Here is a 21,378-nt window from a genome sequence, read left to right as displayed (position 1 = left end):
GAACATCCTTGTCCCTCTGTATCGATCTCGCAACTCGCCCCTTAGCCCTTCTCGCCGGTCTTACCAGCTGGATCTTGCAGCGTCGCGGCGGCCGACCACGCGTACCGGGGGCCCGCCGCCCCCGGTGCGCGGCGAAACTGTGCTGCGGTGCCGGGGCTCGACGTGTCACGATTGAGCGGTAAGCGCCGCGACCCGCAGACGAGGTGACAGATTTGCCCGAGCCGAACGAGCTAGCCGAGTCGACCCTGGTGGTTGACGACCCATCAACCGGGGAGCTTGAGCTGGCTGACCGGCAGGCGCTGCGGCGGGTCGCCGGGCTCTCCACGGAGCTCGCCGACGTCACCGAGGTGGAGTACCGGCAGCTCCGGTTGGAACGAGTGGTGCTGGTCGGAGTCTGGGCCGACGGGACCGTCGACGACGCCGAGAACTCCCTCACCGAACTCGCGGCGCTGGCGAGCACCGCCGGCTCCACCATCCTGGAAGGGCTCATCCAACGGCGAAACCGGCCCGACCCGGCCACCTACGTCGGCCGTGGCAAGGTCGGTGAGCTGCGGGACATGGTGGCGGCGGTCGGCGCCGACACCGTCATCTGCGACGGCGAACTCTCCCCCAGCCAGCTGCGTAACCTGGAGCAGGAGACCAAGGTCAAGGTCATCGACCGGACCGCGTTGATTCTGGACATCTTCGCCCAGCACGCGCGCAGCCGGGAGGGCAAGGCCCAGGTCGAGCTGGCGCAGCTGCAATATCTCGTGCCCCGGCTGCGCGGCTGGGGTGAGGCGCTCTCCCGGCAGGCCGGCGGCCGCGCCGGCGGTGCCAGTGGCGGGGTCGGGCTGCGCGGCCCCGGTGAGACCAAACTGGAGACCGACCGCCGCCGGATCCGCACCCGGATCGCGAAGCTCAAGCGGGAGATCACCGGCATGCGCACCACCCGCGACGTGCAGCGCGCCAGCCGACACCGGCGGCAGGTGCCGAGCGTGGCGATCGCCGGCTACACCAACGCCGGCAAGTCCAGCCTGCTCAACCAGCTCACCGGCGCGGGAGTCATGGTGGAGGATGCGCTCTTCGCCACCCTCGATCCCACCACCCGCAAGGCGCAGACCTCCGAAGGCCGCACCTACACGCTCTCGGACACGGTCGGATTCGTCCGGCACCTGCCACACGAGCTGGTCGAGGCGTTCCGCTCCACTCTGGAAGAGATCGCCGACGCAGACCTGATCGTGCACGTGGTCGACGGCGCCCACCCCGACCCGCAGGCGCAGGTCAGCGCGGTCCGCGAGGTGCTCGCCGAGGTCGGCGCCGACCAGGTCCCGGAGCTGCTGGCGATCAACAAGATCGACGCGGCCGGCGAGGCGGAGCTGCTACTGCTCAAGCGGGAGTGGCCGCAGGCCAACTTCGTGTCGGCGCACACCGGCACCGGCGTCGCGGAGCTGCGGGCCGCGGTCGAGGCCGCGCTGCCCCGACCGGCGATCGACCTGGAAGCGGTCGTCCCGTACGACCGCGGCGACCTCATCGCCCAGGTGCACGAACGCGGCCAGGTCAAGCATGTCGCGCACGAACCGGACGGCACCCGGGTCTCCGCCCGGGTCGACCCGGACCTCGCCGCAGCCCTCGACCCGTACCGGAGCGAGCCGCCGCACCCCGACGCTGCGCCAGACTGATCTCCGGCCCTGCGGCGCGCCGGGCCGGCATGGGAAACTAGCGCGATGCGTCGACTGACAGCGGTGGCGGTGGCTTGCCTGCTCCCGGTCAGCGCGGGTCTGGCCCCGGCCGGGCCCGCGCTTGCGCAACCCAGCCCCACCGCCCCGCCCACCGAGGAAGAGCCGGACGAGCCGGAGATCTTCGTGCCCGAACCAGTGCCGGGCGAGGAACAATGCTCGATCGCCGATCCTCGGCTCAACCAGCTCTCGGGTCTGGTCGCGGTCGACGACGGCTACTACGTGATCAACGACGGCAGCGGTGAGCAGGGCGTCTTCGTGCTCGACCAGGCGTGCCAGGTGACCGAGCAGCTCTTCTACGCCGATCCGGGCTCACGGGACCCGGAAGACCTGGAACTCGACCGGGCCGACAACATCCTGTGGGTCGGCGACATCGGCGACAACCAGGCCGCCGGCACCGCCGCCGGGGACCCCCGCGATACGGTCGCGCTGTGGCGCACTGACCTCAACGGTGACCGCATCCCGACGCTGCACCGGTTCGTGTACGAAGACGGCCAACCGCGCGATGCCGAGGCTTTGATCCTCGACGGCGACGGGGTGCCGGTCATCGTCACCAAAGAGATCGGCGGCACCGCAGAGATCTTCAAACCGGTCGATCTGGTGCCGAACAACCCGGCCGAGCAGGCGGTCACCCTGGAGCGGGTGGGGGAGTTCAGGCCTCCGGACACCGGTAGCGAGCATGACGTGTTCCCCTCGGCGGTGGCCCGGCGCACCGTCACCGGCGGCGCCACCGCCCCCGACTTCGAGACCGTCGTGCTGCGGACCTACACCGACGCGTTCGAGTTCGATGTGACCGACGGCGATGTGGTGGGCGCGATCAACGACGCGCAGCCTCGGGTGACGCCGCTGCCGGGCGAACCGCAAGGCGAAGCGATCACCTATACCCCCGACGGCGCGCACTTCCTCACCGTGTCGGAGATCCCGGAAGAACAGGCCAACTTCGTCCCGGCGATTCTGCAGTACGAGCCGGGGCCGCCACCCCCGGAGCCGGAGCCCGACGAGACTGAGGAGGCGGCGGCAGCGCCGGAGGGCCGAGGGTTCTCGTTAATCAACGACGTGCGGGACATCCTCAACGTGATCGCGGTGGTCGGTGTGATCGGGCTGCTGCTAGTCGTCGCCGGCATCGTCGGCATCGTGCGTGGCCGGCGCCGCGCCGCTCAGGAAGATGCGGATGCCTCCGAAGCGGACGATGACGATCCGGAGGCCGACGCGCCGGCGACCGCCCGGGCTCGTCCCCGCGGCCCCCGGGGTGCTACAGCCGTGGGCGGTGCTACAGCCGTGGGCGGTGCCGCAGCCGTGGGCGGTGCGGCGGCCGCCGCGGGCGGCGTCTACGGGTCAAGCGCCCGCCCCGACGCGTCGCCGGAACCGGAGGAGTACGGCGGTGCCCAGTACGGCGGGACCCAGTACGGCGGGACTCAGTATGGCGGGACTCAGTACGGGGGTGCCCAGTACGGCGAGGGTCAGTACGGCGAGGGCCAGTATGACAGGGCTGAGTATGACGAAGGTCAGTATGGCGGTGCTCAGTACGGCGGGACTCAGTATGGCGGGACTCAGTACGGGGGTGCTCAGTACGGCGAGGGTCAGTACGGCGAGGGTCAGTACGGCGGGGGCGCGTATGACCAGGGGTATGAGCCGGGCTACGGGGGCCAGTATGGCGGGGCGGAGTACGGGGGCCAGTACGGTGGGGGCCAGTATGGGAACGATCCTGGCGGCCACTATGCGGAGCCGGGATACCCGGCCGGGTACGGCGATGCCGGGCATGCCCACTATGACCAGGGTTACCAGGATTGGCCTGGGGAGCAGGTCGACGGCTACGGCTACGGTGAGTCGGACGGCGGGGCAAACCGGGGTGGTGGTCAGCAGCCCCATCCGCCCGACTATTACTCAGACGACCCCGACTACCCGTACGAGTTTCGGGACCCGAATCGTTGGTAGCTGCGCTGGCGGGTCAGACCCGACGTAGGACGGTCACCACTCGCCCCATGATGGTCGCCTGCTCACCCGGGATCGGCTCGTAGGCAGGGTTTCGCGGCATCAGCCACACCCGTCCTTCGCGCCGCTGGTAGGTCTTGACCGTCGCCTCGCCGTCGATCAGCGCCGCCACGATCTGCCCGTTCTCTGCCTCCGGCTGTTGCCGGACCGCCACGAGGTCACCGTCGCAGATCGCGGCGTCCACCATGGAGTCACCCTTGACCTGGAGCAGGAAGAGCGTGCCCTCACCGACCAGCTCCCGGGGGAGCGGGAAGACGTCCTCGATCAGCTCCTCGGCGAGGATCGGCCCACCTGCGGCGATCCGGCCGAGCATGGGCACGTAGGCGGGGGCGGGTCGGAGGGGTTCGGCACCGTTCTCCTCGGCCACCTCGTGGGCGGGGCGCACGTCGACCGCGCGCGGCCGGTTCGGGTCGCGGCGCAGATAGCCTTTGCGCTCGAGCGCCTTGAGTTGATAGGCGACGCTGCTGGGCGAGACCAGGCCCACCGCCTCACCGATCTCCCGGACGCTCGGCGGGTAGCCGTGCTCCTGACCCCAGTTGCGGAGGAACTCCATGATCCGTCGCTGGCGGGGGGTGAGGTCCGCGGCGAAGACTTCCGGCATGGCGCTTACCACCTCCGAGACGGCGCGCAGCTCGGCGCCGTCGCCGTGCTGTCGGACCCGGGCGCGGGCCTGGGCCACCTCCTGCTTTTTGGGCTGCCCGCTCATGTCGTCCCGTCCCTCCTGATGTGACTGCTCCGCCGACGTTATCGCACAGGTGGGTCATTTTCCCATACATCCGTTCGACTCGCTGGCGTGTCGGGGGCGTGGAGCTCTCGACAGGATCAGCCCGCTCTGCTAGAAGTGTAGAACATACGTACATCGAACGGCTGTACGGGGAGGGGGCGCGTGATGGACGGTTCTGTCCGTTCTGGGCGGCGGGCCAGGGTCCGGTTGACCCGGCGAGGGCGCATCGTGATGGTCGCGGCGGCGTTCTTCTTGGCGGGGGTGCTGGTGCTGCTGGCGGCGCCCGCGGTCACCGCCGCCGCGATTCCCGACCCGGCCGGAGCTGCGCCCGCGCCCGCGGAGTCGTCGGGGGTGGTGGCGGTGGTGCTGCCGGGAGACACGTTATGGTCGGTGGCTGCGCGACATCTGCCGAGCCATGATGCTCCCGGGGTTGTCGCTGAGATCCGTCGCCTGAACGACCTGTCCGGGACGACGATCCATCCGGGGCAACGGCTGCGGCTGCCGGCGCGGTGACGGGCCGCAGGCCCTGTCGAAAAGGTCACACCGGCGGGTGGTGCGGGGTGGCGAGCTTGCGCGCGGCTAGGCGGCGGACTAATCTCGACCCCTAGATCTAGTAGTGACATGGGTGTAAGTCGGCTACAACTTGGGGTTCGGAGGTGCGAGAGTGCGTTGCCCGTACTGTCGCCATTCGGATTCCCGCGTGGTCGACACCCGCGACGCCGACGACGGAGCCTTGATCCGTCGGCGCCGTCACTGCTCCGAGTGCGGCAAGCGCTTTACGACAGTCGAGGAGGCGGTGCTGGCGGTGGTCAAGCGCAGCGGCGTCACCGAGCCGTTCAGCCGACCGAAGATCGTCAGCGGGGTCCGTAAGGCCTGCCAGGGTCGGCCGGTTGACGAGGACGACATCGCGCTGCTCGCCCAGCGGGTGGAGGAGACCATCCGGGCGCGAGGCGCCGCCGAGATCCCCAGCAATGAGGTCGGGCTCGCGATCCTGGGCCCGCTGCGGGAGCTGGACGAGGTCGCCTACCTGCGTTTCGCCAGCGTCTACCGGTCGTTCGAGTCGCTGGGCGACTTCGAAGCCGAGATCGCCGCCCTCCGGGCGGAGCGGCCCACCACTGGGCAGGCCGAGTCGGGAGCTCCTCCCGACCAGCGGGTGCAGCCCGCCGCGTCGGCTTACCGCGGCTGACCAGCACCACTGCTGACCAGCACCACCTGAGACAGCTAACTGCGACATTGATCACCGTGCGGCGTGACGCCGCAGCGACCCGAGGGGGCGATGAGATGGCGGGGGAGCGCAAGCCGGGCAAGACGGAGCTGGCTGGCCGCAACGGCAGCAAATCCAGCGGCAGGGCCACCGGTGGCGAGCCGGGTAACGAAGGCCCGGCGGGCAGCCCCGGCGGGCTCGGGATCGAACGGGTGTGGACCTCACCGGGGGTGCATCCGTATGACGAGGTGAGCTGGGAACGCCGCGACGTGGTGATGACCAACTGGCGGGATGGCTCGGTCAACTTCGAGCAGCGGGGCGTCGAGTTCCCCGACTTCTGGAGCATGAACGCCACCAGCATCGTGACGAGCAAGTATTTCCGCGGCGCGGTCGGCACGCCTGCCCGGGAGTGGTCGCTCAAGCAGTTGATCGACCGGGTGGTGGAGCAGTACCGGCAGGCCGGGTTGGCACACGGCTACTTCCGCTCCGACTCCGACGCCGAGATCTTCGGCCATGAGCTGACCTACCTGCTGCTGCACCAGTACTTCAGCTTCAACTCCCCGGTGTGGTTCAACGTCGGCACACCGTCGCCCCAGCAGGTCTCCGCCTGCCTGCCCTACGACGCGCTGGTGAGCACCCCGGCCGGGCTGGTGCCCATCGGTGAGCTGGTCGAGCGGGACGCGGTCGGGGGCAAGGTCTTCGACGCCGCCGGCGTCACCCAGATCGTCGCCACCAAGGCCAACGGCGTCCGGGACGTCATCAAGCTTCACACCACCGCCGGCTACACCCTCTCGGTCACCCCGGACCACCAGGTCTGGCGCGCCACCGCCACCGGCGGCGAGTTCGTCGAGGCAGGTGAGCTGCGCCCCGGGGATCACCTCGAGTGGCACCGCCGCGACGCGTACGGCGAACGGGAGCTGGACCTGCGGGAGGTGGCCGAGGCCGGGCTCGCCGGCTGGGTGCAGTTGGCCGGCTCGGTCGACGAGCAGGACGACACCCTCCGGCTGGCCGCGACCACCCGCAACGAGCACGAGCGCGACTGGGTGGTCGACGCGATGGACACGGTGCTGCCCGACGCCCACCGGGGCGAGCGGCGTACCGTCACCGCCGACGAAGCGGTCGATCACCGGCACATCTCCCTCTACGACCCGGCCCTCGCCGAGCTGGTGCATGGCTGGGGCCTACTGGAGCCAGGCGACCGGGCAACCGTGCCGGCGGGGCTGTTCACCGCCCCGCTGCCGGTGGTCGTGGCCTACCTGCGCAGCCTGTTCCAGACCGGTGGGTCCGAGGCGGCGGGATCGGTCTCGCTGACCACCGACTCCGGGCCGTTGGCCCATGGGGTGCAGAGCCTGCTGCTGCGGTTCGGGATCTTCGCGGAGGTGGTCGCCGCCGAGTCGGGGCAGGGGTGGCGGCTGCACCTGCCCGACCCCGCCGACCAGGTGATCTTTGCGGAGGAGGTCGGCTACGTCGACCCGGCCCGGACGTTCGCGCTGCGCGAGCGGCTCGCCGGGGCAGACCGGGCCGACCAGCGGACCCGCCGGTTGGAGATCACCCGGGTCGAGTCGGTCGGCCAGCAGCCGGTCTACGACATCCAGACCGAGTCCGGTGAGTTCCTCGCCGGCAACCTGCGGGTGCACAACTGCTTCATCCTCTCCGTCGACGACTCGATGGACTCCATCCTGGATTGGTACAAAGAAGAGGGCCTGATCTTCAAGGGCGGCTCCGGGGCCGGGGTCAATCTTTCCCGGATCCGTTCCTCCAAGGAGCTACTCTCCTCGGGCGGCACCGCCTCGGGGCCGGTGAGCTTCATGCGCGGCGCCGACGCCTCGGCCGGCACCATCAAGTCCGGTGGCGCCACCCGGCGGGCGGCGAAGATGGTGATCCTCGACGTCGACCACCCGGACATCGAAGAGTTCGTCGAGACCAAGGCGCGCGAGGAAGACAAGATCCGGGCGCTGCGCGACGCCGGCTTCGACATGGACCTCGGCGGCTCCGACATCGTCAGCGTCCAATACCAGAACGCCAACAACTCGGTCCGGGTCTCCGACGAGTTCATGCGCGCGGTCGAGCAGGGCGGGTCGTTCGACCTGCGGGGGCGGATGGACGGCTCGGTGGTCGACACGGTCGACGCCAAGGGGCTGTTCCGCAAGATCGCCCAGGCGGCGTGGGAGTGTGCCGACCCCGGCATGCAGTACGACGACACCATCAACGACTGGCACACCAACCCGGAGACCGGCCGGATCACCGCCAGTAATCCATGCAGTGAGTACATGTCTCTCGACAACTCGTCGTGCAACCTCGCCTCGCTGAACCTGATGAAGTTCCTGCGGGACGAGGACGGCTCGTTCGAGGTGGAGCAGTTCGTCAAGACGGTCGAGTTCGTGATTACCGCGATGGATATCTCGATCAGCTTCGCGGACTTCCCGACCGACAAGATCGGCGAGACCACCCGCGCGTACCGGCAACTCGGGATCGGGTACGCCAACCTCGGTGCGCTGCTGATGGCGTGCGGCCTGCCGTACGACTCGGACGCCGGCCGGGCGCTGACCGGCGCGATCACCTCGCTGATGACCGGGGTCTCCTACCGGCGGTCGGCGGAGCTGGCCGGGGTGGTCGGCCCGTACCAGGGGTATGCCCGCAACGCCGAGGCGCACCAGCGGGTGATGCGCAAGCACGCGGCGGCCAACGACGAGATCAAGCCGAAGAGCCCGAACGCAGTGGCGGTGAGCCGGGCCGCGGCCGAACAGTGGCGGATCGGCAACGAGCTGGGTGCGGTGAACGGGTGGCGCAACGCCCAGGCGAGCGTTATCGCGCCGACCGGCACGATCAGCTTCATGCTCGACTGCGACACTACCGGGATCGAGCCGGATCTCGCGCTGGTCAAGTTCAAGAAGCTGGTCGGCGGCGGGTCGATGCAGATCGTCAACCAGACCGTGCCGCGGGCGCTGTCCAACCTCGGTTACCAGCCCGAGCAGGTGGAGGCGATCGTCGAGTACATCGCCGAGCACGGGCATGTGGTCGACGCGCCGGGGCTGCGGCCGGACCACTACCCGGTCTTCGACTGCGCGCTGGGGGAGCGGGCGATCTCGCCGATGGGCCATGTCCGGATGATGGCGGCGGCACAGCCGTTCCTGAGCGGTTCGGTGAGCAAGACCGTCAACATGCCGGAGAACGCCACCATCGCCGACATCGAGCAGATCTACTTCGAGGGCTGGCGGCTCGGCCTGAAGGCGATCGCCATCTATCGGGACAACTGCAAGGTGGGCCAGCCGCTCTCCAGCGGAAAGGGCGCCAAGCAGGTTGCCGAGCCGGAGAAGGTCATCGAGTACCGCCCGGTGCGCCGGCGGCTGCCGAAGAAGCGGCCGTCGCAGACCGTGTCGTTCGCGGTCGGCGACGCCGAGGGCTACCTGACCGCCTCCTCCTACCCGGACGACGGGCTGGGCGAGATCTTCCTGAAGTTCGGCAAACAGGGCTCGACCCTCGCCGGGGTGATGGACGCCTTCTCCATCGCCGTCTCGGTGGCGCTGCAGTACGGCGTGCCGCTGGAGCGGTATCTGGAGAAGTTCATGAACATGCGGTTCGAACCGGCCGGGATGACCGACGACCCGGACATCCGGATGGCGACCTCGGTGATGGACTACGTGGCCCGGCGGCTGGCGCTGGACTACCTGCCCTACGAGAAGCGCTCCGAGCTGGGCATCTTCACCGCCGAGGAGCGGGCCGCCGCGGTCCGTGCCGAGGCGGGCGACGACGACGGCGAGGTCGACCTTGCCGGGCTCGCTACCGCGCCGGTCTCGGCGAAGCCGGCGGCCCGTCCTGTGCTGGCGGCGGGTGACGAGTCGGCGACCTCGACCGAGTCGGTCGGCTCCTCCACCGAGCTGCTGGAGTCGGTGATCGGTAAGGCTGCCGATGCGCCGCTGTGCCTGACCTGCGGCACAAAGATGCGGCCGGCCGGCAGTTGTTACGTCTGCGAAGGTTGCGGCTCCACCTCCGGCTGCAGCTAGCAACCGAGCTTCGTTCCGGCGGCCCAGCCCGACCCCGTCCAAGGGTCATTGGTGCTGGGCCGCCGGAACGAACCGAGGCGCAAGTACGCTAGATCAGCTGCGGGACTGGCTGGTCGGATCCGGCCAATGAGACGGACCCAGCATCTGGAGCCACATCCTTCGAGATCAGCTTCAGAGTTCTGAGCAGGAGTTCTGGCGTTGCGTTCGGGACGGGGTCAAACCTGATCGAGGGATGCCCGAGCCGCTTTCTGACCCGCAGCCTGCCGATCTTGTCCACATGCTGATCAATCGGGTGGGCTTACGCGAATCGGAGGTGGCGGCGATGAGCAAGGTCGAAGCAGTCGAGCGGCTCAACCGCTACGGGATCGACGGCACGTGATTGAGCGGAATAGCCGACCATGCCGGTGGGTAGGTCTAGCGTCGGAGGGTCACACGGTTGCTTAGCCTAAGGAGCCGACGATGACGTCACAACTCAACCCGTACCTCACCTTCGACGGCAACGCCCGCGAGGCGATGGAGTTCTATCAGGCGGTCTTCGGCGGCGAGCTGCGGATCAGCACCTTCGGCGAGTTCGGCGGCACCGATCCCGCCATCATCGACAAGGTGATGCACGCGTCGCTCACCACCGATCAGGGCTACACGCTGATGGCCTCGGACAATGCACCCGGAATGCCATTCACCCCGGGCAACACCATCACCTGCAGCCTCAGCGGCGATCCGGGCGACGGCCTGGAGCAGATGTGGGAGCAGCTGGCCGACGGCGGCACGGTCACCATGCCGTTCGAGAAGCAGATCTGGGGCGATCTCTACGGTCTGTGCGTCGACCGGTTCGGCGTCCCCTGGATGGTCGACGTCTCCCAGCCGGAGTGAGCGCCCGCCCGGCTCAGCGGCAATGGGTCATCGCCTCCTCGGGGACGGTCACCACCTCGCCCGAGCCGAAGCTCACGTCGTAGCCGGCCGGCCCCGCGACGGCGGCCTCGATCGTCGCCGGCTCGCCCGGGTCGGCGACCGGGTAGGTGGTGCCGCACAGGGTCAGCGGCCGGGTGTCGATCACCACTGAGCGGCCGGCGAAGAGGGTGTAGCGCTCCCGGAGCCCGAAGAACGACCATCGGCGATGGAGCACCACCTCAGCCGGGCCCGCCCCCTCGACCGGGGCCGGCTGCGGCGTCACCTGCGTCTGGGCGACCACCTCGGTGCGTGGCCAGGCGGAGAACCCGGCCACGAGGGCCACCCCGCCCAGCGCACCGGCGGAGAGCAGCGCTGCCCCGACTTTCACCCACCCACGCGGTATCTTCACCGGCTCATGCTAGGCACCGCCCGCAAGCGCGTCGGCGATCATGCGGTGGCCCTGGGCCTCAAAGCGCTCATCGCCGACCTGGTAGGCCCAGGCCGCGGTGCCGATCGCCTCACGGACCAGCGTGCGGCGCCACGCGTCGGGCTGGCGTGGGTCGGCCCGGCGCGGGTCGGCGCCGTATCCCGCCAGGAACGCCTGCTCCAGCGCTGGGTCGCGGCGGAAATCCTGGACCGCCAGCCGCGCGAAATCCGTATCTGGCAGCCGCAGCGCCGCCCGGCCGAAGTCGATGACGCTCACGACGCCGTCGTGGATGAGCCAGTTTCTGGGCTGCCAGTCCCCGTGCGTGGGCACCAGCGCCGCCGGCGGAGTCGGCCAGGTCGCGATCTCGGCCCGCAGCCGCCGCACCACGGCCGCCTCGATCCGGTGCGGCCCGTCGAGCCATCGCAGCGACCGGTCGTTCATCCGCTGCTCGTACTCGTCGTCGATGATGGCCAGCTGCGTGTGCAGCAGCGCGAGCAGCTCGCCGGCCTGCCGGTAGATGGCGGGGTCGTCGGCGTGCTCGCCGCCGAGCACCAACTCGCCTGGCAGGTATTGGGTGACGATGAGCTTGGCCTCGGCATCGCCGTGCGCCAGGGCCGGCGCGCGGCCCACGCCTGTCCACGGGCGCAACCAGTGTCGGTGGGCGTGCAGCTCACGCTCGATGTGGTGGTCGTCGTCGCCGCCGGCCTTGACGATGAATCGAGCCCCGGCGTGCGTCACCTCCAGCACGGTGGTCGCCACCAGCCCCCAGCTGTGGTCCCGCGCTACGGTCGCGCCCGGAAGCCACTGCGCCAACCGCTCCTGCTGCTGCCGACTGAGGCTCGTGAGGGCAGAAGACACGACGTGATTCTAGGGGCCGGCGAGCACCGTCAGCCCGCTACCGGCGCGGTTGAGCCTACCGATGCTAGTATTACGTAGTACACGTGACCCGAGATACCAGGAGACCTGATGAGGTTGAACAGCAAGGGTCAGGTGACCATTCCAGCGCCGCTGCGAGCCAAGCACGGCCTTCACGCGGGCGACGAGGTCGAGGTGGTCGAGGAGGGAGCTACCCTGCGGATTGTGCGGGTGGCGGGCTCCCCCACCAGAGGTCAGCGGCTCGTTGAGCACCTACGCGGCCGGGGGACCGCGCGGGAGACCGACGGCATGTCCACCGACCAGCTCATGGATCTGCTTCGGGGTGAGTGACTTCCTCCGGCCGGTTCCCGATCGCCGTCCGGACGAGCTGGCCACGCTCGTGGATTCGAATATCCTGCTCGACGTGCTGACGGAAGACCCGACCTGGTCGATGTGGTCGAGCGCCCAACTCGCCGCTGCCCGGGACCTGGGAGTCCTCGTTGTCAACCCGATCGTCTATGCGGAGGTCTCGGTGCGTTTCGCGCGCATCGAGGACCTTGACGAGGCCCTACCAGCGGGGGACTTTCTACGTGAAGAACTGCCCTATAGCGCGGGCTTCCTCGCCGGCAAAGCTTACTTGCGGTATCGCCGGCAGGGTGGCGTAAAGCAATCGCCGATCGCGGACTTCTACATCGGCGCCCACGCAGCGGTATGTGGATATCGGTTGCTGACCCGTGACGCCGCCCGCTTTCGTACCTACTTCCCCAAGCTGACGCTGGTCGCGCCCGACGACGAAGCCGCGGGAGCAGAATCAGGTTGAGCGTCCCGCTTCCAGCGAATAACCTCGCCACGATGACGTCGACCGCGGGAGCTTCCGAGTGGCGCGCCGCCAACCGTGCCAACTGGGACGAGCGGGTCCCGATCCACGCCGCCGGGTCCTACTACGACCTGCCCGGCTTCGTGGCGGGCAACGAAACCCTACGCAGCTTCGAACGCGCCGAGGTCGGCGACGTCAAAGGCAAGACGCTGCTGCATCTGCAGTGCCACATTGGGCTCGACACGCTGTCGTGGGCCCGGCACGGCGCCACCGTCACCGGTCTCGACTTCTCCGCGCCGGCCATGGCGGTCGCCGCCGAGCTCGCGCAGCAGATCGGTGTCACCGCCCGGTTCGTCCCGGCGGACCTGTACGACGCACCTGGAGCCCTCGACGGGCAGACCTTCGACATCGTCTACACCGGAATCGGCGCGCTGTGCTGGCTTCCGGACGTCGCGGAGTGGGCGCGGACGGTGGCCGCCCTGCTCGCCCCGGGCGGGTTTCTCTATCTGGTGGAGTTCCATCCGGTCGCCGATGTGCTGGCCGACGACGGCCGCACGGTCGAGGAGGACTACTTCTCCCGGGAGCCCATGGTGGTCGACGACCCCCTCACCTACGCCGATCCCGATGCGCGGCTCACCGCGTCGTTGACGGTCGAGTGGCGGCACGGCCTCGGCGAGGTGGTGAGCGCCCTCGCCGACGCAGGGCTCCACCTGCAGTTTCTGCACGAGCACGACCACGGTCACTTTCGCTTCCCGCCGGGGCAGCCGGTTCCGCAGCTCTACTCGCTGCGGGCGGTGAAGCCGGCGGCTCCTGTTGGCCGACACCTGGAGGGTCCATGATCACACAGCTGAACCCGGACGTGCTGCCCGAGGCGACCGGGACCTACACCCACGGCACCCTGGTCACGGGCGCCACCCGGACGGTCTTCGTCAGCGGCCAGGTGCCGTGGGACGAGCCGGTCCCGGCGGACTTCGACACCCAGTGCCGCATCGTCTGGCGCAACGTCCTCGCGGTGCTGGGTGAAGCGGGGATGGGAGTCCAGCACCTTGCCAAAGTGACGGTCTATCTTTCGGATCGCCGGTACCGCGCCGCGAACGGTCGCATCCGGCAGGAATTTCTCGGCGACCACCGGCCCGCGTTGACGGTCATCATCGCCGACATCTACGCCCCGGAGTGGCTGCTGGAGATCGAAGCGATCGCCATGGCCTGAACCCTGGAGCTACGGCGTCTCCACCGCGTACGCCTCGATCTCCACCCGGGCCCCACCGAGCAGGCCGGTGACCTCGACCAACGTGGCCGCCGGCCGGATGTCGCCGAAGATCTCGCGATGCGCGCGGGCGACGAGTTCGGCGTCGTCGATCTCCGTGACGTAGGTGACCGTACGGACCACCGCGGCAAGCGTTGACCCGACGTCCTGCAGGGCGTTCTCAATGATCGCGAGCGCCGCCCGGGCCTGGCGGTAGGCATCGCCATCCAGATCCGGCGGGCGCGCCGTGGTGCCCGAGACATGGATCTGGTCGCCCACCCGCACCACGCGGCTGTACCCGTACATGTCTTCGTACGGCCCTCCTGAGGAGACCTGCTGGCGCATCGCGCTCCCTCCGGTTACGTGGCGGTACGGCCAAGGTAGAGCAGGTGACCGGCGGTGCCGAGAATGCTGGGCTCGGTGGCCGTACGGGTGAGTAGATCCAGTGCTGCATCGTAGGTGGCGGGATCGTTGGCGCGCAGTTCGTCAAGGGGCCGCTCGAGACCGGTGGCGAAACCGTGGGTAGATGCCAGCAGAATCTGCCGTAGCCCCGCGCTGGCGAACGTTTCCGCCACCTGACCGGGGTCGACGCCGTAACCGGATGGGAAACGGCCATTATGCGGGTTGGTGTACTCCCCTCGCGACAGCAGCGCGGCAACAAACGCGGGATCGGCCAGGCGGGCCCGCTCATCGGGGACGGACAGCGTGCGCTGCAAAAATGCCCATCGCGGCATCAGCGCGATGGCGACCAGCCCGTCGGGGGCGGTGACCCGGACAATTTCGGCCAACGCTCGGTGCCGGTCCTGGGCGTCCGGCAGATGGTAGAACGGTCCCAACGCCAATGTAATGGCGAAGGTGCCGTCGGGCCAGCGGCGGAGGTCTCGCACATCAGCCTCGACGATCTCCTCTACACCTGTGGTGCCAGACTCGGCGATCAACTCGCGGGCCAAATCCAACAAGCTGGGTGACAGGTCAGCCAGAGTCACTGTAAGCCCCTGGCCGGCAAGCCAGCACGCGTACCGACCGGGACCCCCACCGATGTCCAGAACCCGCCCGGCTGCCGGCAGATGTGGCCGAATAAGACGCTTGGTGAGCGCGAACTCCACGCGGCCTTCCGGGGTGAGCAGCCGGTCCGATTCGCGGCGGTGAAACGAGGCGTAGTAGCCGCGTACAGCGTCGATACCCTGCTCCGTCAAAGTCCGGCTCCCCGCTACGATCGGCGCGCTCGCCGCCGGTAGCCTACCCTCCGTCGACGGTCAGGCGAATGGTTACGTCGTCCCCGACCTCGATGCCCTCCGCCTTTCGAACGGTGGCTTTGATCGGCACGATGTAGCCGCCATATTTTGGGAAGAGCGTGGTCGTCCAGGTGGTGTCACCGATCCGCGCACCTACGGGGACCATGCCCCAGCCGTAACTCACCTCACCGGCAACCTCCGCCAGGTCGTCGCAGTGGGGCTCGGGCACGGTCACGAAGTGGAACGGCGGCGGGCCGCGCCAGAACCACACCTCACCGGTGAACTCCATGTCCATCGGGGCACCGTACCCTCCGGCGAGGGTTCTCGCCTCAGCAAGCTATCGGTGCCGGCCACCGTCATCCTCGACGGAGGCCACCCCGCGGTGTCGTAGGGGAGTGGCACGATCGGCACCATGACGACAAAGATCGGCACGCTGAAGACTGTCGCGTTCGACGCGCCGGATCATCAGGCGCTGGCCCGATTCTATGTGGCGCTGACCGGCGGCGAGGTGCACGACCGCGAGGATGACTGGGTGACCGCGTTCACCGGTGACGGCTGGCGGTTGGGGTTCCAGGCTGCGCCGGGCCACATCGCGCCCCGGTGGCCCGATCCGGAGCACCCGCAGCAGATGCATCTGGATTTCCAGGTGGCGGAGCTGGCCACGGCCACTGCGGCGGCCGAGCGGCTCGGTGCCCGCAAGCTCGGCGGCGGCGAGGGACGGAACGTCATGGCTGACCCGGCCGGACACCCCTTCTGCCTGTGCATCAACGAGCAGTCCGAACCCATCAGGACGTTCGCGGTCAACGTCGACTGCCCGGATGGGGAGCCGCTGTCGGCCTTTTACGCCGCCATCTTCGGCTACCAGCTCAAGTATTTGCGGCACCGGATGGCGTGGATCGGTGCCGAGGAGTCGACCCCCATGGGTGAAGTCCTGTTCCAACCGGTGGCCGACTACAGACCGCCACGGTGGCCGGAACCGGCGTATCCGCAACAGGTGCACCTTGACATTCACGTCGAAGACATCGAGCTGGCCGAGCGGCAGGTGCTTGCGCTCGGCGCCCGCCGGCTGCCGGGCGAAGGGGTGGACTGGCGGGTGTACGCGGACCCCGACGGTCACCCCTTCTGCCTGCTCTGGAAGGTCTGATCGGGCAGCCCCAGCGATGCTGGCGGGCTTGCGGCCCAACCCCAGTGATGCCGGTGCGCGTCGACCGACCACGCGGAGACGGCGGCCCAGTCGGGCTGGGCGGGCAACGGCGTACGGCCGTCGGCCAGCCGGGTTTCGATCTCCCGCTGTACAGCGTCGATCTCCTCCAACACGTCGGTCATGACCGGCACGTCGCCGCGTTTGACCCGCAGCACCCGCTCCCGCTCCCGCTCGGGCATCGGCAGGGTCAGCCGGCCGTCCCGGACGATCTCCAAGCCCTGATACGCCAGCCGCAGCGCGTGCGAGGCGTACTTGACGTCGTAGCCATACCTCGCCACCAGCTCTGGTCGATTCGGTACCCGGCCCTGCTTGCCCTGCCCCAGCAGCCGCTGGCGCTGTGAACCCAGGTAGCCGACGAACCGGTGGACCGCCCTGCGTGACAGCAGGGCCGGCGCCAACTCCCGCAACTGTCGGCCGAGCGGCTGGCAGACCAGTACCGATTCGGGCGGCGCGTACAGCAGCAGCAGAACCGTCGGATTGCCCTTGGCCGCCAGACGCAGATACTTGCGCAGCTAGTACATCACCAGGTCGACATCGCCCGGCCCGGACCGGGCTCCCTCCGGCTGCGTCCGGTAAACGTAATGATCCACGGGTGGGCGCACGCCGATGACCGCCTCCGGTGGCTCCACGAAGACCCCCATCTCGTCGTGGTCGTCGGTGCCGGCGATCGCGATGCCGTGCACGCCGGAACCCACCACCGTGCGGAGGATCTCTCCACCCAGTGCGATTTCCCGATCGCCGTGTTCGGTGTACTGCCGTCGTTCGATCACCGGGCGATCATGGCATGACCCTCGCGTTTGATCAGCCCCATTACTGCCCTCGGTCGAGCGCCGGCCCGCTTCCACCGCCGCCATCCGCCGGCGAAGTTCCCGGCCGTTGGCGCCACGGGACAGGTACTCGGTCTCCCGCCATGCGTCGTCCTCGCTCTTGAACATCATGGTCGCCTCCGACTGGTCGTACGTGGTACGTACACCTGCGGCCCGTGGTCGGCCATAAGGTGGTGCAGTCTGTGAGCTCACCGCCGGCCGCCCCGGCTGCGTCGGTGGTCCCTTCGGTCGCCCCGTGGCTTGGACGCAACATCCGCCGTCTTGTACGTGACCAGGGGGACCGTCGTCGCGACGGGGGTGGCCAGGTCGTGGCTGACCAGGTCGGCGATCACCTGCTCGATGCGTTTGTACGCCCCAGGCGCCTCTTCGAAGAGCAGCTGCCGGTCGCCGCAGACCACCAGCGAGCCCACCGGTGTGCGCCGCAGCTCGGCGACGGTGTGCTTGGCCCGGCCTCGGCGCAGGGCGTCGGCGCGGGACATCTTGCGGCCCGCGCCGTGTGCCACCGAAAAGTTGGCCTCCGGGCCGGCGTGACCGGCGACGAGGTAGGAAGGGGTGCCGCGGGTGCCGGCGATGAGCACGTCCTGGCCATTACCCGGCGCCGCCCCCTTGCGGTGCAGGTAGACCCCATCGCGGACCTCGACCAGGTTGTGGCACTGGTCGACGATCGGTTCGGTGGGTTCGGCGCCCAGGGCGTGGGCGACCCGGGCGGCCATCAGCCGCCGGTTGAGCGACCCCCAGCGTACGGCGTGATCATGCATGGTGAGGTAGGCGGCGGGATCCGGCGCCGGCCCGGCACTGTGGACCTCGGTGTGCGCCCGCAGGATCCGCTCGCCCAACCCGCGGGATCCGCTGTGGACGATGAGTACGAGGTCGCCGGCGGCGATGCCAAGCCGGTCCGCGTGGTCCGGTTCGAAGGCCGTGTCGATCCGCGCCAGCTCAACGAAGTGGTTGCCCCGGCCGACTGTCCCAAGGCCCTCGACATGCCCGGTGGGGATGTCGCTGTCCACCACCTCCCAGGCCGGGTCGTCGGCGTCCCGCTCGGGGTCGAGCGCCCGGTCGAGGTCGGGGAACCGGGCGGCCAGCCTCTCCGGCACGGCGCGCTTGAGTTGGATGGGGAACACCGCGATGCCGCAACCGATGTCGGAGCCCACCAGGGAGGGGTACAGCACGGTCGAGGTCATGGCGGCGCCGATGGGGGCGCCCTTGCCGGGGTGCAGATCCGGCATGGCGGCAACATGGATCATGCCGTCGAAGCCGGCCACCTGGTGGCATTGGGCGACGGCATCGGACTCGATCCAGCTGGTGGAGGCGGCGAACACGGTGACGGTTGCCGAATCGGTGGCCGGGGTGGAGTGCGGCAGCGACTGCTGCTGCCGGGAGTGCAACTGAGACACGACGCTCTCTTATGGTGAAAGAAGGATAACGGGCAGCCGCAGCACTGCGCAGGTCGGCGCGGTGGCGGATTCGAAGCGAGTGGGCACTGCCGTCAGAACGTCATGGAGACCAGGGTCTCGCAATACCCGGTGCGCGACAAGCAATTTTTGGCGGGACGGCCCAGCCTCGCGCGGGCCCTTCAATGGCCTACTTTTCTTGCCGGCGCGGGGACCCGAGGGCGTAGCCGACCGTCTCCCAGACGGCCCGTTTGAGCTGCTTCCGCTGGTCACGTTCGGGATCACGATGGAAGCCGGCTCGTTCGGCGACCCGCCGGGAGGCTACGTTGTCGGCATGTGTCCACAGCCGGAGCTGGTCGAGACCGAGCTGGTCGAAAGACAGCTGGCATACCAGCCGAAGGGCTCGAAGGGCGAGCCCTCGCCCACGGGCCGCGGCGGCCAGCCAGCTTGGCTATCGCGCCGGACATCCTCGGGGAGCACCTGGTCATCGAGGGACATCGAGACTCCTTGGGTTCGCGGAGCGTTGTCGGCAGAATGGCCGGATGACCGAGGCTATCGGCACCGCGCCGGATGACTACGACGCCACCCACACCGCGCTCCACGATGGCGCACTGATGCGGCTTCTGTACGCCGAAGGGATGGGCGACCAGTACCCCGCGGAGGTTGAGCCATTCAGCTCATGTACCTGGTGGCTGCTGGGCCAGCTCGTCTCGACGCTACGGCTGCAGCCAGATGACCTGCTGGTCGACCTGGGTTGCGGCCGCGGCGGACCGGGTCTGTGGTTGGCCCGGGCGCTGTCGCTGCGGCTGATCGGGGTCGACTTCAGCCCGGCCGCAGTGGAGCTTGCGAAGCGGCGGGTGGCGGCCTTCGTCCCACCGGGTCGGGCTGAGTTCCGGGTGGCCACGTTCGACCAGACCGGCCTGCCAGACGGCAGCGCCGCCGGGGTGGTCAGCATCGATGCGCTGCCGATCGCCGAGGACCGGCCGGCCGCGCTGCGTGAGGTGCACCGGATCCTGGCGGCGGGCGGACGGTGCGCGCTGACGGTACGCAGCCGGCCGGGTGTCGTCGGCAAGGACTGGCAAGCCATGGCGCTGGCCGCGGGCCTCGTGGTGGAGGACGCGCTGCCGAACCCGTATCACGACCAGCACTGGCAGCGGCTCTACGCGATCTGGTTGGCGAACGCCGACGAGCTGCGCAGCGAGTTGGGCGACCGTGCCGCCGACAACCTGCTGGCCGAGGCGCGCGCCGGTCAAAGGCGGCGGTGGGACGGTCTTCCGCCGCCGTTGTTGCTGGTCCTGCGCCGCCCGGAGTAGGGCTGCGAAGGTCAAGGGAGGAGACCACGTGACCGCCGCGCGGTTGGGCAGAGTGCTGGACCCGGCCACACGTGCCTGGTGGCGACTGGTCGGCCGCCGGGTGAGTCTCGCCGGCGACCATCGATGGCTAGCCGCGCCGGTGTGCGGACCTGGCCCGGTGGGGGCCTCGTGGCTCGCTGCTGAGGCTGCGCGGACCGGTGGTGCCGTGCGTGAGGACGTCCCCACCGGTGGGCTGTTGTCGTCGATGTCGGTGCTGGACGGCGCGACGTTTCGTGCCAACGATCTGGACCCGGGGGTTCGGGACTTCTACGAGCAGACCGCATGCTGGCGGATGGAGGTCTGGGCGCAGTGGTCGACCCTGTTCCAGCCGGGCGGGGAGCTGGTAGGTCGGTGCTTCGGGCGTCGTGTCCAGCAGCTCGCGCTGCCCACCCGTCCCCTCGACGTCGCGCACGGCATGGACTCGCGCGTCGTGCATGTGGTCGACGCGAACGGCGATCAGCTCTCCGCCGGCTGGCTGCGAACCTTGTCCGCCACCGGCGAGTTCGTCTACAGCGGCTGCTACTCAGCGCGGCTGTTGCCGGGTTCCGACCAGCCCTCGGTGCACGTCACGTTCCCGTTGCAATCCGGCAACGTGCAGGTCTTCCTCCGGCCCAGTGTCCAGGCCGACGGCTCGTTGGTGCTGTCGTCGCCGGCCGGGGCCTTCGGCAGCGAGGGAGCCTATGTCGTGGTTCAGGGCTCCCGGTTGGCCTACGCCGCCCGGGTCCCCATCCATGAGCGCTTCCACGTCTACCGAGATGGCCATGGCGTGCTGCGCACCGACCACGAGCTGCGGCTCTATCGGGCGCTCGTGCTGCGCCTGCATTATCGGCTGGAGCCGGCACCGGCGATGTCGGCGCCCTCCCGAGTCGATCGTCCGACTCCAATGGCCGGGCCAGCGAAGATCAGTGGCGATCAAGTTGCTCGCGGGTGCCGGCCTTGCGAAGCTCCCAGCATGTCTTCCCTGCCAGCCGTCTCCGCCGAAGACGTCATCGGCCAGTCGCCACGAGCCCAGTTCGAAGCCTTCCTCGACCAGCATCGGCGGGCGCTTCATGACTGTGTGGCCGGGCTGACCGAGGAACAGGCTCGTCGCTCCCTGGTCTCCTCCCGGACGCTGCTCGGTCTGGTCAAGCACGCCACGTTTGTTGAGAAGGTCTGGTTCGACGAGGCAATCACGTGCCGGCCGCGGGCCGAGAACGGCATCCCCGAGACACCCGAAGAGTCCTTCATCCTGGGGGACGACGACACCATCGCCACCGTCCAGCAAGCGTACCGGGAAGCGTGCGAGGCTTCCCGGATCCTGACCGCATCGCTCGAACTGGACGACATGGTCCACGGCAACCGGCGTGGCCCGCTCCCGCTGCACTGGGTGTATCTGCACGTGTTGCGGGAGCTCGCTCAGCACTGCGGGCACGCGGACATCCTGCGGGAACAGCTGCTGGATCCGTAGGGCCAACGTTGCTGCCGGTATACGCATTGTGGAGCGCACCACGAGCACGC

22 protein-coding genes and 3 pseudogenes are annotated in these 21,378 nt (G+C 69.1%); 16 read left to right on the top strand and 9 right to left on the bottom strand.

What is annotated here, in order from left to right:
- The first annotated feature begins 212 nt into the window (after positions 1-212).
- Entirely contained in the window at positions 213-1,658 is a 1,446-nt protein-coding gene (gene hflX / locus JQS43_RS17670) for a GTPase HflX (RefSeq protein ID WP_239675504.1), read from the top strand.
- 45 nt (positions 1,659-1,703) lie between these two features.
- Positions 1,704-3,650, top strand: a complete 1,947-nt coding sequence (locus JQS43_RS17665) for a hypothetical protein (RefSeq protein WP_239675503.1) — start codon at positions 1,704-1,706, stop codon at positions 3,648-3,650.
- Between the two features lie 13 nt (positions 3,651-3,663).
- Here the strand turns inward: JQS43_RS17665 and lexA are convergent, their stop codons facing one another.
- Complete coding sequence (lexA, locus tag JQS43_RS17660) at positions 3,664-4,413, bottom strand: transcriptional repressor LexA (RefSeq protein ID WP_239675502.1); 750 nt, start codon at positions 4,411-4,413, stop codon at positions 3,664-3,666.
- A 183-nt stretch (positions 4,414-4,596) separates the two neighbouring features.
- On the opposite strand from lexA, the gene JQS43_RS17655 reads away from it, so the two are divergent.
- From JQS43_RS17655 to JQS43_RS17635, 7 genes and pseudogenes are all read left to right on the top strand, one after another.
- Entirely contained in the window at positions 4,597-4,944 is a 348-nt protein-coding gene (locus JQS43_RS17655) for a LysM peptidoglycan-binding domain-containing protein (RefSeq protein ID WP_239675501.1), read from the top strand.
- 151 nt (positions 4,945-5,095) lie between these two features.
- The gene (gene nrdR / locus JQS43_RS17650) at positions 5,096-5,617 is read left to right on the top strand and encodes a transcriptional regulator NrdR (RefSeq protein WP_239675500.1); all 522 of its coding nucleotides are present in this window, start codon (positions 5,096-5,098) and stop codon (positions 5,615-5,617) included.
- 221 nt (positions 5,618-5,838) lie between these two features.
- A pseudogene (locus tag JQS43_RS26200) lies at positions 5,839-6,246 on the top strand (vitamin B12-dependent ribonucleotide reductase); the annotation flags it as partial.
- Positions 6,247-6,438 (top strand): annotated as a pseudogene (locus JQS43_RS26335) (hypothetical protein); the annotation flags it as partial.
- A 252-nt stretch (positions 6,439-6,690) separates the two neighbouring features.
- Positions 6,691-9,639 carry a vitamin B12-dependent ribonucleotide reductase gene (locus JQS43_RS26190; RefSeq protein ID WP_420847712.1) on the top strand — a complete coding sequence of 983 codons (2,949 nt, stop codon included), beginning with the start codon at positions 6,691-6,693 and terminating at the stop codon, positions 9,637-9,639.
- Positions 9,640-9,871: 232 nt separating this feature from the next.
- Entirely contained in the window at positions 9,872-10,018 is a 147-nt protein-coding gene (locus JQS43_RS17640; protein ID WP_239675499.1) for a hypothetical protein, read from the top strand.
- 80 nt (positions 10,019-10,098) lie between these two features.
- Positions 10,099-10,509 (top strand): VOC family protein, encoded by a 411-nt coding sequence (locus tag JQS43_RS17635; RefSeq protein WP_239675498.1) that lies wholly within the window; start codon positions 10,099-10,101, stop codon positions 10,507-10,509.
- Positions 10,510-10,522: 13 nt separating this feature from the next.
- Here the strand turns inward: JQS43_RS17635 and JQS43_RS17630 are convergent, their stop codons facing one another.
- Positions 10,523-10,936 (bottom strand): hypothetical protein, encoded by a 414-nt coding sequence (locus JQS43_RS17630; protein ID WP_239675497.1) that lies wholly within the window; start codon positions 10,934-10,936, stop codon positions 10,523-10,525.
- A gap of 9 nt (positions 10,937-10,945) precedes the next feature.
- Complete coding sequence (locus JQS43_RS17625) at positions 10,946-11,812, bottom strand: phosphotransferase (RefSeq protein ID WP_239675496.1); 867 nt, start codon at positions 11,810-11,812, stop codon at positions 10,946-10,948.
- 108 nt (positions 11,813-11,920) lie between these two features.
- Here JQS43_RS17625 and JQS43_RS17620 point away from each other — a divergent pair, with 108 nt between their 5' ends.
- Genes JQS43_RS17620 through JQS43_RS17605 form a run of 4 tightly spaced genes read left to right on the top strand, consistent with a single transcriptional unit; the run spans position 11,921 to position 13,836 of the window.
- A complete protein-coding gene (locus tag JQS43_RS17620) occupies positions 11,921-12,160 on the top strand; it encodes an AbrB/MazE/SpoVT family DNA-binding domain-containing protein (RefSeq protein ID WP_239675495.1) in 240 nt (79 codons plus the stop codon).
- A complete protein-coding gene (locus tag JQS43_RS17615) occupies positions 12,153-12,629 on the top strand; it encodes a type II toxin-antitoxin system VapC family toxin (protein WP_239675494.1) in 477 nt (158 codons plus the stop codon). The genes JQS43_RS17620 and JQS43_RS17615 overlap by 8 nt, the downstream gene beginning before the upstream one ends.
- Before the next feature lie 32 nt (positions 12,630-12,661).
- Positions 12,662-13,465, top strand: coding sequence for a class I SAM-dependent methyltransferase (locus tag JQS43_RS17610; RefSeq protein WP_239675493.1), 804 nt, complete (start codon positions 12,662-12,664; stop codon positions 13,463-13,465).
- Positions 13,462-13,836 (top strand): RidA family protein, encoded by a 375-nt coding sequence (locus tag JQS43_RS17605; protein WP_239675492.1) that lies wholly within the window; start codon positions 13,462-13,464, stop codon positions 13,834-13,836. The genes JQS43_RS17610 and JQS43_RS17605 overlap by 4 nt, the downstream gene beginning before the upstream one ends.
- A 9-nt stretch (positions 13,837-13,845) precedes the next feature.
- Here the strand turns inward: JQS43_RS17605 and JQS43_RS17600 are convergent, their stop codons facing one another.
- From JQS43_RS17600 to JQS43_RS17590, 3 genes are read right to left on the bottom strand one after another with little or no spacing between them, the layout of a single operon-like run.
- Positions 13,846-14,217: a RidA family protein gene (locus JQS43_RS17600; protein ID WP_239675491.1), complete on the bottom strand. Its 372-nt coding sequence runs from the start codon at positions 14,215-14,217 to the stop codon at positions 13,846-13,848.
- Positions 14,218-14,231: 14 nt separating this feature from the next.
- Complete coding sequence (locus tag JQS43_RS17595; protein ID WP_239675490.1) at positions 14,232-15,068, bottom strand: class I SAM-dependent methyltransferase; 837 nt, start codon at positions 15,066-15,068, stop codon at positions 14,232-14,234.
- Positions 15,069-15,111: 43 nt separating this feature from the next.
- On the bottom strand, positions 15,112-15,402 hold the full coding sequence (locus JQS43_RS17590; protein WP_239675489.1) for a DUF1905 domain-containing protein: 291 nt from the start codon (positions 15,400-15,402) through the stop codon (positions 15,112-15,114).
- Between the two features lie 117 nt (positions 15,403-15,519).
- Here JQS43_RS17590 and JQS43_RS17585 point away from each other — a divergent pair, with 117 nt between their 5' ends.
- On the top strand, positions 15,520-16,251 hold the full coding sequence (locus JQS43_RS17585) for a VOC family protein (protein WP_239675488.1): 732 nt from the start codon (positions 15,520-15,522) through the stop codon (positions 16,249-16,251).
- Here the strand turns inward: JQS43_RS17585 and JQS43_RS26185 are convergent.
- The 3 genes and pseudogenes from JQS43_RS26185 to JQS43_RS26330 all read right to left on the bottom strand — a co-directional run bounded on the left by JQS43_RS26185 (position 16,221) and on the right by JQS43_RS26330 (position 18,971).
- A pseudogene (locus tag JQS43_RS26185) lies at positions 16,221-17,009 on the bottom strand (nucleotidyltransferase domain-containing protein). The gene JQS43_RS17585 and the pseudogene JQS43_RS26185 overlap by 31 nt on opposite strands.
- Before the next feature lie 317 nt (positions 17,010-17,326).
- Positions 17,327-18,523, bottom strand: a complete 1,197-nt coding sequence (locus JQS43_RS17575; protein ID WP_239679474.1) for an RNA ligase RtcB family protein — start codon at positions 18,521-18,523, stop codon at positions 17,327-17,329.
- A 196-nt stretch (positions 18,524-18,719) separates the two neighbouring features.
- Positions 18,720-18,971 carry a GNAT family N-acetyltransferase gene (locus JQS43_RS26330; protein WP_420847711.1) on the bottom strand — a complete coding sequence of 84 codons (252 nt, stop codon included), beginning with the start codon at positions 18,969-18,971 and terminating at the stop codon, positions 18,720-18,722.
- Positions 18,972-19,071: 100 nt separating this feature from the next.
- On the opposite strand from JQS43_RS26330, the gene JQS43_RS17570 reads away from it, so the two are divergent.
- Both JQS43_RS17570 and JQS43_RS17565 read left to right on the top strand, forming a co-directional pair.
- Positions 19,072-19,842 (top strand): class I SAM-dependent methyltransferase, encoded by a 771-nt coding sequence (locus tag JQS43_RS17570; RefSeq protein WP_239675487.1) that lies wholly within the window; start codon positions 19,072-19,074, stop codon positions 19,840-19,842.
- Positions 19,843-19,870: 28 nt separating this feature from the next.
- A complete protein-coding gene (locus JQS43_RS17565; RefSeq protein ID WP_239675486.1) occupies positions 19,871-21,328 on the top strand; it encodes a DinB family protein in 1,458 nt (485 codons plus the stop codon).
- Positions 21,329-21,378: the final 50 nt, after the last annotated feature.

This window comes from Natronosporangium hydrolyticum (assembly GCF_016925615.1).
Classification (GTDB): Bacteria; Actinomycetota; Actinomycetes; order Mycobacteriales; family Micromonosporaceae; genus Natronosporangium; species Natronosporangium hydrolyticum.
Note: the sequence above shows the minus strand (reverse complement) of the source record. Positions and strands in the feature narration are given on the sequence as shown.

What these genes read in the sequence shown, in the direction of transcription:
- JQS43_RS17590 (WP_239675489.1), bottom strand. Translation starts at nt 15,402, where the DNA reads ATGGACATGGAGTTCACCGGTGAGGTGTGGTTCTGGCGCGGCCCGCCG.
- JQS43_RS26190 (WP_420847712.1), top strand. Translation starts at nt 6,691, where the DNA reads ATGGACACGGTGCTGCCCGACGCCCACCGGGGCGAGCGGCGTACCGTC.
- JQS43_RS17620 (WP_239675495.1), top strand. Translation starts at nt 11,921, where the DNA reads ATGAGGTTGAACAGCAAGGGTCAGGTGACCATTCCAGCGCCGCTGCGA.
- JQS43_RS17585 (WP_239675488.1), top strand. Translation starts at nt 15,520, where the DNA reads ATGACGACAAAGATCGGCACGCTGAAGACTGTCGCGTTCGACGCGCCG.
- JQS43_RS17605 (WP_239675492.1), top strand. Translation starts at nt 13,462, where the DNA reads ATGATCACACAGCTGAACCCGGACGTGCTGCCCGAGGCGACCGGGACC.
- JQS43_RS17655 (WP_239675501.1), top strand. Translation starts at nt 4,597, where the DNA reads ATGGACGGTTCTGTCCGTTCTGGGCGGCGGGCCAGGGTCCGGTTGACC.
- JQS43_RS17635 (WP_239675498.1), top strand. Translation starts at nt 10,099, where the DNA reads ATGACGTCACAACTCAACCCGTACCTCACCTTCGACGGCAACGCCCGC.
- JQS43_RS17600 (WP_239675491.1), bottom strand. Translation starts at nt 14,217, where the DNA reads ATGCGCCAGCAGGTCTCCTCAGGAGGGCCGTACGAAGACATGTACGGG.
- JQS43_RS17665 (WP_239675503.1), top strand. Translation starts at nt 1,704, where the DNA reads ATGCGTCGACTGACAGCGGTGGCGGTGGCTTGCCTGCTCCCGGTCAGC.
- JQS43_RS17610 (WP_239675493.1), top strand. Translation starts at nt 12,662, where the DNA reads ATGACGTCGACCGCGGGAGCTTCCGAGTGGCGCGCCGCCAACCGTGCC.
- lexA (WP_239675502.1), bottom strand. Translation starts at nt 4,413, where the DNA reads ATGAGCGGGCAGCCCAAAAAGCAGGAGGTGGCCCAGGCCCGCGCCCGG.
- JQS43_RS17570 (WP_239675487.1), top strand. Translation starts at nt 19,072, where the DNA reads ATGACCGAGGCTATCGGCACCGCGCCGGATGACTACGACGCCACCCAC.
- JQS43_RS17640 (WP_239675499.1), top strand. Translation starts at nt 9,872, where the DNA reads ATGCCCGAGCCGCTTTCTGACCCGCAGCCTGCCGATCTTGTCCACATG.